This window comes from Helicobacter didelphidarum (assembly GCF_003364195.1).
Taxonomy (GTDB): domain Bacteria; phylum Campylobacterota; class Campylobacteria; order Campylobacterales; family Helicobacteraceae; genus Helicobacter_A; species Helicobacter_A didelphidarum.
In genome coordinates this window covers 1-10,695 of the sequence record NZ_NXLQ01000035.1, presented here as the reverse complement: position 1 = coordinate 10,695, position 10,695 = coordinate 1, and the positions used below count along the sequence as shown (strand labels likewise).

The 10,695-nt window shown below is 30.0% G+C and carries 13 protein-coding genes and 1 pseudogene; 11 read left to right on the top strand and 3 right to left on the bottom strand.

Annotation, left to right across the window (positions count from 1 at the left end):
• Positions 1-672 (bottom strand): DUF5675 family protein (locus CQA53_RS09560; protein ID WP_245945852.1); only part of this gene is annotated, 672 nt, incomplete at its 3' end.
• Between the two features lie 83 nt (positions 673-755).
• Here CQA53_RS09560 and CQA53_RS09555 point away from each other — a divergent pair.
• The 6 genes from CQA53_RS09555 to CQA53_RS12405 all read left to right on the top strand — a co-directional run bounded on the left by CQA53_RS09555 (position 756) and on the right by CQA53_RS12405 (position 6,775).
• On the top strand, positions 756-1,031 hold the full coding sequence (locus CQA53_RS09555; protein ID WP_115543772.1) for a TrbC/VirB2 family protein: 276 nt from the start codon (positions 756-758) through the stop codon (positions 1,029-1,031).
• 9 nt (positions 1,032-1,040) lie between these two features.
• Positions 1,041-3,803: a VirB4 family type IV secretion/conjugal transfer ATPase gene (locus tag CQA53_RS09550; RefSeq protein WP_115543771.1), complete on the top strand. Its 2,763-nt coding sequence runs from the start codon at positions 1,041-1,043 to the stop codon at positions 3,801-3,803.
• Between the two features lie 165 nt (positions 3,804-3,968).
• A complete protein-coding gene (locus tag CQA53_RS09545; RefSeq protein ID WP_245945851.1) occupies positions 3,969-4,553 on the top strand; it encodes a hypothetical protein in 585 nt (194 codons plus the stop codon).
• The gene (locus tag CQA53_RS09540) at positions 4,553-6,142 is read left to right on the top strand and encodes a DNA topoisomerase (RefSeq protein WP_115543770.1); all 1,590 of its coding nucleotides are present in this window, start codon (positions 4,553-4,555) and stop codon (positions 6,140-6,142) included. The genes CQA53_RS09545 and CQA53_RS09540 overlap by 1 nt, the downstream gene beginning before the upstream one ends.
• 231 nt (positions 6,143-6,373) lie before the next feature.
• On the top strand, positions 6,374-6,634 hold the full coding sequence (locus CQA53_RS09535) for an EexN family lipoprotein (protein WP_115543769.1): 261 nt from the start codon (positions 6,374-6,376) through the stop codon (positions 6,632-6,634).
• Positions 6,635-6,637: 3 nt separating this feature from the next.
• A complete protein-coding gene (locus tag CQA53_RS12405; RefSeq protein ID WP_181882415.1) occupies positions 6,638-6,775 on the top strand; it encodes a hypothetical protein in 138 nt (45 codons plus the stop codon).
• Positions 6,776-6,822: 47 nt separating this feature from the next.
• Here the strand turns inward: CQA53_RS12405 and CQA53_RS09530 are convergent, their stop codons facing one another.
• Together CQA53_RS09530 and CQA53_RS09525 are read right to left on the bottom strand one after the other, a co-directional pair.
• Positions 6,823-7,134 carry a hypothetical protein gene (locus tag CQA53_RS09530; RefSeq protein WP_115543768.1) on the bottom strand — a complete coding sequence of 104 codons (312 nt, stop codon included), beginning with the start codon at positions 7,132-7,134 and terminating at the stop codon, positions 6,823-6,825.
• Positions 7,135-7,310: 176 nt separating this feature from the next.
• Entirely contained in the window at positions 7,311-7,514 is a 204-nt protein-coding gene (locus CQA53_RS09525; protein WP_115543767.1) for a hypothetical protein, read from the bottom strand.
• A 130-nt stretch (positions 7,515-7,644) separates the two neighbouring features.
• On the opposite strand from CQA53_RS09525, the gene CQA53_RS09520 reads away from it, so the two are divergent.
• The 5 genes and pseudogenes from CQA53_RS09520 (at position 7,645) to CQA53_RS09495 (ending at position 10,516) form a co-directional block, all read left to right on the top strand.
• On the top strand, positions 7,645-7,893 hold the full coding sequence (locus CQA53_RS09520; protein ID WP_115543766.1) for a hypothetical protein: 249 nt from the start codon (positions 7,645-7,647) through the stop codon (positions 7,891-7,893).
• Positions 7,883-8,155: a type II toxin-antitoxin system RelE/ParE family toxin gene (locus CQA53_RS09515; RefSeq protein WP_115543765.1), complete on the top strand. Its 273-nt coding sequence runs from the start codon at positions 7,883-7,885 to the stop codon at positions 8,153-8,155. Before CQA53_RS09520 ends, CQA53_RS09515 begins: the two co-directional genes overlap by 11 nt.
• A 676-nt stretch (positions 8,156-8,831) precedes the next feature.
• A pseudogene (locus CQA53_RS09505) lies at positions 8,832-9,197 on the top strand (chromosome partitioning protein ParA); the annotation flags it as partial.
• Positions 9,198-9,317: 120 nt separating this feature from the next.
• Positions 9,318-9,545, top strand: a complete 228-nt coding sequence (locus CQA53_RS09500; RefSeq protein WP_115543763.1) for a hypothetical protein — start codon at positions 9,318-9,320, stop codon at positions 9,543-9,545.
• 92 nt (positions 9,546-9,637) lie between these two features.
• Entirely contained in the window at positions 9,638-10,516 is an 879-nt protein-coding gene (locus CQA53_RS09495; RefSeq protein ID WP_115543762.1) for a hypothetical protein, read from the top strand.
• The last annotated feature ends 179 nt before the right edge of the window (positions 10,517-10,695 follow it).

Below are 10,695 nucleotides of genomic sequence, written 5' to 3'. Positions count from 1 at the left end.
TGTATTATCGTAACTATATTTTGTGCTACCATTGTCATTATCTGGTAATACTATCTCTATAAACTCTCCACTATCATCTTGTGTCTCTATCCTTATGACATTATTTGGAATCTCACTTTGAGATTCTCTCTTTTGTGAGATTTGTGGAATCTTAAAGCTATTTTGGATTCTTACCTCTATATTCTTTTGCACAAAGTCTTGCATTTCATCATTGTTGTTGAGAGTTTTATTGAGAATTCCTTTTGCTATATTCCCTTTGATATGATGTGCAAAGCTTGTTGCCTTATGAGTGCTACTACCTCTTTCTATCACATTATCATCATTGTTTGAGAATTGATTGTTTATCAACAAACAACCCTCTGAATCTTTAGGTGTATTCCCCCCACATATTAATATAGCTCTATTACTTGATATGAAGTCATTATGAAGCTTCAGCACATTTTTAAAATTTTTTCCATTATGCCACTCTACATCATATCTCCCACTTGGGATTCTAAGCTTTACTTCTCCTGCTATTGTATCTGGTCCCGGTCTATCAAGGATATAAGCATAGGGATTATCTTTTTCTTCTTGTGAGGTTGTAAGTGGATTGAAGTATTCATATTGCCCCGTTTTCTCTCCTATGATATTGCCATTACTATTTACCCTCTTTCCATCGATATAGATATTCATTCTTGCTTTTGTGGATTCTAATGTTTATTAAAATCGTTCGTTTTTAGTATATGTATATCTAATCGATAAAAAGGAGAATATTTATGTTATTGAAGTTTAGAAACTTAATATGTTTATTTATAGTGTCATGTTTGAATATTGCATTTGCTGCAGGTGGTCTTACAAAAGCTAAAACACTTTTAGATAATGTTAATACAGCCCTCTATGGTTTAGCAGCTATTACCGTAACAATTGCATTTTTGATTGTTGGATATAAGATTTTATTTGGTGGTCAGACTATAAGGGAGTGTATCCCAATTATAATTGGTGCGATTATCATTGCTTCTGCCTCAGCTCTTGGTGGCTTCTTTATTACTTAAGGGCATAACATGGAATTAAATCCTTTATTCAAAGGGCTTACTCGTCCAGCAATGCTTTTTGGAGTGCCAATTACACCATTATTTCTTATTATTGGAGGAATTTTTGTAATTTCAGTTGTGCTTCATCAAATGTTATTATGTATTTTGATGATACCAGCATTTTTTGTGTTAAAGATTATGGCAAAAAAAGATGATTTTATTTTTCGTCTTTATTTCCTTAAAGTGCAATTATTTACAAACCCCCTTGCAAAGAAATTCTTTCATGCAAAAACTTATAGTGCAATGAAATATACCAAATTACCAAAAAATAGTGGTTTCCCAAAAATCTCTCTTTTTAATCTCGAATCAAATCCTAGTTTGGAAAGATTTATACCTTATAGCTCTTTAATTACTGATAGTGTTGTTATGAGTAAAGATTGTATGTTTCTTACAACATGGAGGCTTGAGGGGGTAAGCTTTGAATGCGAAGATGATGACAGCTTAGATTCTTTTAACAATCGTTTAAATATGCTTTTTATGGCTTTTGCAAATGAACCAATCAGTTTTTATGTGCATAATTGCAGACATAGCACAGAAGATAAACTCACATCAGCATTTAACAATACTTTTTTGAGTGAAGTAGATAAAAAGTATTTTGAATCTTTTCAAAAAGGAACTTTACAAAAGAATTCTTTGTATTTTACAATTGTATTTAATGCAATTAAAACAAAAGTAGAAAAAAGTTCTTTTCTTAAACATTCTTTAGAGAAAAAATACAAAGAACTCAAAGGATTGTTGCAGATTTTTGCTGAATATTGTGCAAAAATAGAAAGCAATCTGAGTAGTTTTAAGCCCATAAGATTAAAAACTTATATTAAAGATGATGTGAAATATTCCAAACAATTGGAATTTTATAATTATCTTATTGGTGGTAGGTTTTATCCCATTAGAGTTTTAAACTCTCCATTAAATGAATATTTAATGGGAAACTTGCAAGATATTGCATTCAATCATGATATGGTGCAGTTAAATTATAATGATGACACAAAACAATTCGCAAGAGCTATTGAGATTAAAGATTATAGAGAAAATACTTATGCGGGTATATTAGATATTTTAATGTATCTAAAAATTAACTATATTATTACGCAAAGCTTTTCTCCTCTTGCTCGTGTAGAAGCAAAGGCTGCACTTTCTAAACAGAAAAAGCAACTTATAAGCAGTGAAGATGATTCTATGAGTCAGATAGAAGAGCTAGATTATGCACTTGATTCTCTTGCAAGTGGAAATATTAGCTTTGGGAAATATCATTTCTCTATCATTGTGTTTGGTGAATCTGTTAAAGAATGTAGAGAAAATACAAACGATATAATTACAAGTCTCAATGATTTAGGCTTTAATGTAACACTTGCTAATATTGCATTGCCCGCAACTTACTTTGCACAATTTCCTTGTAACTTTGCACTTCGTCCCCGCATTAATCTTATTTCTAGTCTTAATTATAGTTCCCTTATTGGATTGCATAATTTCTCTGTTGGGAAAAGAGATAAAAATTGTTGGGGAGAAGCATGCACAATCTTAAAAACACCAAATGGTGCTCCTTATTATTTAAACTTTCATCAATCAAGTAATAAAGATGACTTTGGAAAATTATTCCTTGCTAATACATTGATTATTGGACAAAGTGGTGGTGGTAAAACCGTATTTATGAATTTCTTAGTGAATCAAATGATGAAATACGCAAGTAAAGATTCATTTCCTTTGGATACGCCAGAAGAAAAAAAGAAATTCAGTCTTGTGTATCTTGATAAAGATAAAGGAGCTTTGGCAAATATTCTTTGTGCAGGTGGTCGCTATATTTCTATTGAAAATGGTGTTCCAACAGGGTTTAATCCCTTTATGATTGAATCTACACAAGCAAATATAAGAAACTTACAAGAACTCATAAAGCTTTTAGTAACTCGCAAAGGGGAGATTCTTACCACAAAAGAAGAAAAGAAAATTAATGATGCTATTAATTTTATTATGACGCAGTTTGCACAAGATGAACGAAAATATCCAATTTCTTTACTTTTAGAAAATATTACAGAAGATTTCAATGATGATAATTCATTAAAAGCAAGATTGAATGCCTTTAAAAAAGGAAATCAATTTGGTTGGGTCTTTGATAATGAAAAAGATAATTTAGACTTTCCAGACACAATCAATCTCTTTGGTATTGATGGGACAGAGTTTTTAGATGACAAAGATGTCTCTGCTATTTTATGTTATTACATTTTATGGCGAGTTATGGATTTAGCTGATGGTAGAAGACTTTGTATTGATATTGATGAAGCTTGGAAATGGTTAGAAAATGAGGTTGTTGCTGAAGAAGTCAAAAACAAATTTAAAACCATTCGAAAACAAAATGGCATGTTGAGACTAGGCACTCAAAGTGTAGAGGATTTTTTAAGACTTTCTATCTCAAAATCTCTTATAGAACAAAGTGCAACAATGATTTTTCTCTCAAATCCAAAAGCACAAGAAAAAGATTATATGCAAGGTTTAAATCTGAGCAGAGAAGAATATGAGATTATTAGAGACTTTGATCCTGCTTCAAGACAATTCTTAGTAAAGAGACAAGATGAAAAAGTAATTTGCACACTTGATTTAAGTTCTCTTGGTGCTACAAACCTTAAGATTCTTTCAACAGGAACACAAGATATTGATGTTGTTGAAAAGATTTTTGCACAAGAGCATAAAAGCTTAGAACAAAAAGTATCAGAGCTAAAGCTTGAGTATTCAAGGAATTAGTCATGGATAATAAAGAAATAAATAAACAATCCTTACAAAATGAGATTCTTAAACTAGAAGAAGATGTAAAAAACATTAGAAACTGCAATTACTGCTATTAAAGAAAGAATACATAATCTAAAAGATATTGCATGGAACAAAGAATCAAAGAAAGAAAGCAATAAAATGTATCAAGTATTAGAAGAGAACAAGCCTAGCACACTTATCAAAAGTAATACAGGAAATATCGTAGTAGATAAAGCATTCATGGAAAAAGAAAGTAAAAAACATCTTGATAATCCAAAGCTAAGAGGAATGATAACTAAAGAGGAATTACTAAGTTTCCCTAAGGTTGCCAAGAATGTGGAGTCAGAATATAATCCATTACATAAAGACTATACATGGAAAGTAAAAGCAGATGATGGAAACACTATTGTATATGGAAGTAGAGAATATGAAATTAATGGAAAAGATACGAATAGATTATTAACAGCTCATTCTAAAACAGATTCTGATGAGAGAGTGTCGGAAGTGGATGGGCGTGGTCATCCCCATCATTCCATATTTAAAGACTTCAATTTTCGCAAATCCGACACCACTATTATACCACAAAACCCACAAACGAATCAAAATCTCACAAAAGATTCTACAGATTCCAAACAAATAGATTTTATAGAGAAATTCAAAGAATTTACAAGTAAGAAAAACATAAAACAAGATTCTAAGAATCTCTCAATACAACAAAACACATCTCAAAATAAGGAGCGTTAATGAAATTATTTATTGCAGAGAAGCCAGAATTAGGGAGAGCTATAGCCACAGCTCTTCATGGAATAGAAAGTAAGGCAAAAGGTTATATACAAAAAGGTGATAATATTATTACTTGGGCTTTTGGGCATATATTGGAACTAGCAGAACCACATATATACAATGAGAAATATCAAAAATGGGTTTTTGAGGATTTACCAATCCAAATAGATGAATTTCAATATTTACCAAAAAAAGATTCAAAAGAACAACTCAAAGTTATTTGCAGTCTCATTAATAAAAAAGAGATACAAAGTATTGTGCATTGTGGAGATGCTGATGATGAAGGACAGATTTTAATAGATGAGATTCTTACTTATGCCAACAATAAAAAGCCTGTATTTCGAGTGTTAATAAATGACATAACACCAAAAGCTATACAGCATCAAATCTCAGGAATGCGTCCAAATAGTGATTTTAAGGGAATGAGTGAAAGAGGATTTGCAAGGAGTCAAGCTGATTGGATTGTTGGCATTAATTTAACACGAGCTTATACAACTATTGCAAGACAAAAAGGGTATCAAGATAAAACAGCTATTAGTGTTGGAAGAGTGCAAACTCCAATTTTAGGATTAATTGTTGCAAGAGATAAAGAGTATGAGGGATTTACAACAAAAGATTACTTTAGTCTTCACGCGTATTTTCATAAAGATTCTAAAACTTTTAAAGCAAAGCATAAGACACAAGAAAAAATATTTGATGAAACAATAGCACAAGAAATTCTACATGCATGTAGCAATAAAAGCTTTATATGTAAAGTAATGCAAGAAAATAAAAAAGAATATCCACCCCTGCCTTATAATTTATTAATCTTACAAGCAGAATGTGCTAAAGCATTTGGATATAAACCAGATAAAGTTTTAACAATTACACAAAGCTTACGAGAAAAACATAAACTTATTACTTATAATCGTAGTGATTGCCAGTATTTACCAGAAACAAAGTTTGAAGAAGCTAAAGAAATTATAGAAGCAGTAAAAGAGATTTTTTCTGATGCGGATTCTCAAATACAATCTTTGTGTAAAAATACCAATTTAAATATTAAATCAAAAGCCTTCAATGATAAAAATCTCTCTGCACATTATGGAATCATTCCTACAACTTCAAGTGTTCCTATCAACAATTTAAGCACAGAAGAAAGAAATATTTATGAAATGATTGCAAAACGATTTCTTGTGCAGTTTTATGAACCAAGAGAATATTTACATACAGAAGTATTATTTCAATATAAAGAGCATGAATTCGTAATATCAAGTAATACAACCACAAAATCAGGATATATTTCTTTTTTTGGAGTATCACAAGAATATCAACAAGAACAGCAAGAATTTACATCTCAAGAAAATAATGAAAATGATTTATCTTGTTTTCATGGAATCTCTCAAATTCTTTGCAAGGATATTACAATTGAAAAAAATCAAACAAAGCCTAGACCATATTATACGATGCCAACATTGCTCAAAGATTTAACAAGTGTTGCAAAGTATATTAGTAATGAACGCATTAAGAAACTTTTACTTGAACGAGATAAGGATAAAAAAGTTACACAATAAAAAAGCTACTTTCTATAAAGATTGTTTAGAGGTAGTATGGGTAGCTAAAATACTTATAATGAGGAAAATGAACATTTATATCAAATAAAAACGAACGATTTTATTTGATATATAATACAATAAAAGTATAAAAAAGTCAAGAATCACCCCAAATAAGCTTAATAAAAACAATGAATTTGTGTTAATATAATGCTTTTTATTACTTTCTTAAGAAACTTAAAGGAGCAAGTTATGATAAAATATATTGGAGCAGGTATAGCAAGTGTTATAACATTTGCATTTATTGGTTGTTGTGAGAGTGAAAAAAGCTATGAATACTATATGCAAAATGATAAAGAAAGAGAAGCAAAAGTAAAAGAATGCAAAGGTAAAGATTATAATTTGAAAGAAAATATTAATTGTAAATATGCAGGTAAAGCAGCTTACCAAAAAGCTCTTGAAGATTCTAAAAATTTTGATGATAGAGCAGCTAAAAAAGCAGCGGGATATTAATTTATGACTATATTTCAAGGTCTTGGTGAATCTATACAATCAGTCTTAGATGTTGTAAAGGCTGTCTCTGTAAATCCTTATATGCAGTCGCTTATGACTCTTGTTGCGGCAAGTGTTACACTTATGGTTATGATTAACTAAAACCAATCACTGAAAGAATATGCTTACAATATAATTACTCTATTCTTTTACATTTCAAGCATTAAGCTATTCTCTGTATTTGTATTCAAACCATTCATAGGGTCATTTTTCTTAATAAATCGTTTTATCTCTTCATTACTTTCATAAACAAATATTATATCATTGTAATTCTTATAATAGTGTGCTATATCCCTATCATCATAATCTTTATAAGGAACTTTTTTACCATAGACTCGAATCCCAAATTCTAAAAATATATCTTTTGAGGCAATAACTTCTTTTCTTTGTTTGCTTAACATTACAGGGCTTTTATAAAGTCTATATGCTTTAATCTCAGCGTTAAAACTATCGAATATCATACCTGTATCTTTTTCATCTTAAACTCCTAAATGCTAAATTAATTGTTATTAACACGCCCATGTTACATGTAGCTTAAGAATTATACCATATCTATGAAAAGTAATTCAAATAAATCCCAATCTCTTTCATTCCTAATGCTTTTGCATATGCAAAGAGTGTTGCAATATTGCAACCATTACTCTTTGTTGCAAAACAAGCAATAGTACTTTGTTTTACATTCATTCTTTGCAATATCTGCTTGTGTTAAGTTTGCTTGTATTCGTGCTGCTATAAGTTGTTCTTGTAGATTCCAAAATGGAGTTTGTAAATCCCATTCTTTTTTAAAACCTTCATTCTGCATAGCTTTTTTCTTAAGCTGTTCAAATTTTATTGTTTTCATTATCACACTTTCTATTTTAGTATTCTTATTGTATAAACACAAAAAAACAATACAAATAGAATAAATATGAAATATATATTTATTATTTAATTATAATATATAAAACATTAAATATATATAAAGGATTCCTATGCAAGTAACATTACAAATTTCAAATGCAGATGAGAAGTTAATAAAAGCTTTAAAAAGTGTAATAAGCATTCACCCACAAGCAAAGTTAAAGATAGAGCAAGAAAAGCTTACAGAAAATGGCTATACACCTGAATTTGAAGCAGAGATATTAAAAGAAATGAAAGAACATAAAAAGGCTATTAAAAAAGGAATAATAAAGACATATCATTCTTTTGAGGATTATAAAAAGGCTATGAATGCGATATAGTATTGAAACGACCAAAAGATACGAAAAAGAACGCAAAAAATTATCAAAAGAAAACCAAGACTTACTTGATGAAATTATATACAGATTAGCTAATAACGAAATCTTAGAGCCAAAATACAAAGACCACGCACTAAGTGGAAATTTAAAAGGTTTTAGAGATTGTCATATTAATCCTGATTTGATTTTGATATATGAAAAAGATAACGATAGGTTGATTATAATGGCATTAAGGGTAGGTTCTCATAGCAAAGTATTTAAATAATGTATTAAACTTTTAATATGGTGGAAATTTATAAGAATTTTGGGATATTCAAGTAGATATAATGGAAGTTCAATTATTATTTTTTAGCTTCAAAAACGAACAATAAAACTATCATTCCCTCAAGAATTATAAAAGACTATAAATAAAAACCATGCGACTTAGCTTATCACTCACTTCTGAAATTATTTCCCTGTTAAGGGATTAGGATTGCCACTCCCTCGTGTTTTATATTTTTTAATCACAACACCTTCTTTATTGAATTCAAATATTGTGCTTTCATCGACATTCCCACCAAAAGGATTATGTGAAATCTTAGTAAAATCGAAATACCAAATTTCATTGCCATCTAATGCTTGTTTCCTTTGTGGGAATCCAACATTTTTTCAACATCACTCTTTGTACTTTCATTTTCTTTAATCAACTCAAATGCTAAAGATGAAACTTCAGTTTCTTGAGTATAAGGTGTACACCCTAATAATAAATATTGCCAAAAGTAAAGAAAATAATCCTAAAAAATATTTCTTACCCATTTTTACTCCTTTTATATCAAATGTTTCTTAATTACAATATAAGTAATTTATAACTCGACAAAAGCTTCGGGTTTGTTTCTCTAAATGTTAATCCTACAAGAGCATTCTTTATTTAGAATTTTGATACAACAAGATGAAATCACTTTATTATCATCATTCCAACAATTCCATCTCAATATGATGTAAATGTATTAGATCATATGTTAGAGCTTTATTGTGAAGTAAAAGGACTCAATACAAAGCTTTTAGCATTAATATTAGTTAATCGTGTTTCTCCAAATCCATTCTTATCAAAAGAATTAACCAATCTCAAAGAATATATAAATACCACAAAAGAAGAAATGAATACAGATGACATTAAAATGCTAGATTCTGTCATCTATGAAAGACAAGCATATCGTAAGGCAGTTATAGAAGGTAAAAGCATGAAAGAATATTGTCAAGAAAAAGAGAAGGCATTGCTTGATTTTGAAACATTTTATAAAGAGTTATTAAGCATAGCAAAAGAATAGAGTAAAAATATTCATTAAATATATTATACATATTTTATATATTTTTATTAGTAATATATTATATATTTATTAAATATATTTTATTAATATAATAATACTTCATATGATAAGGAGAAATATATGGGTTTTAAAAAACTAAGCGAACAAAATACCATAAAAAATGAAGAAGATTTTATCAATAACGCTCGTGGAGAAATAAATGAGCAATCTCCTCCAAAAAAAACAAAGAGAACAAAACCATTTCTTATTAATTTTACAGAGGAGGAACTCAATGAAATACGCAATGAGGCAAATAGAGTGAGAATGAATGTTGCTCAATATATCAGATTCAAAGTTTTTAATGCTTAAATTTTGATCATATATCCAATATAAAAAATCACTACCTTTTTATTATATGCTTATTAGCTAATATTTCCCACTACACTATTAAGGGGAAATGAATGGCAAAACAACAAAAAAGAGATTGGTATCAAGGAAAAAGTCTTTTTGATTATATGCAAGAAGAAACAGAATATAATTTTAATAGTATCACAAAAGGAGAACAAAACAATGACCAAAGAAGAGCAGATGGAACAAGCACGGAAATACCTAGAGGAATTAGAACAAAAGGAAGTGAAGTCGCCAGAGGACGCACACGCAATGATGATGCTAGAAGAAACAATTTGGAATCTCATGACACCAGAGGAGAGAGAGGAGGAAAAGAGGAAGATACAAGAAGAAGGGGAGAAATACTTACCAAAGATAAGTTGCGTGAGGTATCCAGACTTAACAGAACAAGAGATACAAAGAATCCAAAATCTCTTGAGCAAAGAGGATTATTTGACAATCATGGGAATACGCAACAACTTAACAGAGAGGCAAAGCGAGATATACGACAATTACGGAATGGGGATACTCAGTCGTTGGATGTATTATTGGGGAGAGATGATGGCAGACTTAGGGATAATGGCTTACTTCCACATAAATATCAGCAGACAGAGGAATTACGAACTAGAGATCTTAGAGAGCGAGGAAGCAGAAACTCTAAGGAATCAAGGATATACCAACATGGATATAATGGAAATGAAAGGGATAGATTATTACAAATTCGCCCTACCAGTGATAGAGAAATTCCGCAATCAATATCCAAAGGATTGGAGCGAGAGTCCCTACACATTCATGGAGAATATGGAGTAAATAATACACTAGATTTTAAAGCACAAGGAGACCCACACATAGGATCTCCTAAAAGTAGATTTACTAAAAACATAGAGGCTATAAAACTACTGATAGAAATTGAAAAACAGAATAGGGTTGCAACCCTAGAAGAACAAAAATGAAACACCTTAGTTCTATTTTTTTAAAGTGGAAGTATTTTACAAAGAAATAACTTAACAAGAGAGGTTTTGCACAAAGTAGAAAAGTCATCAAGACATCAAGTATTATCATACAAGTGCGATGATGACTTATGGGAATGAGATAAATAAGAGATTCTTATTTACTTTTTATTTTCCTCACC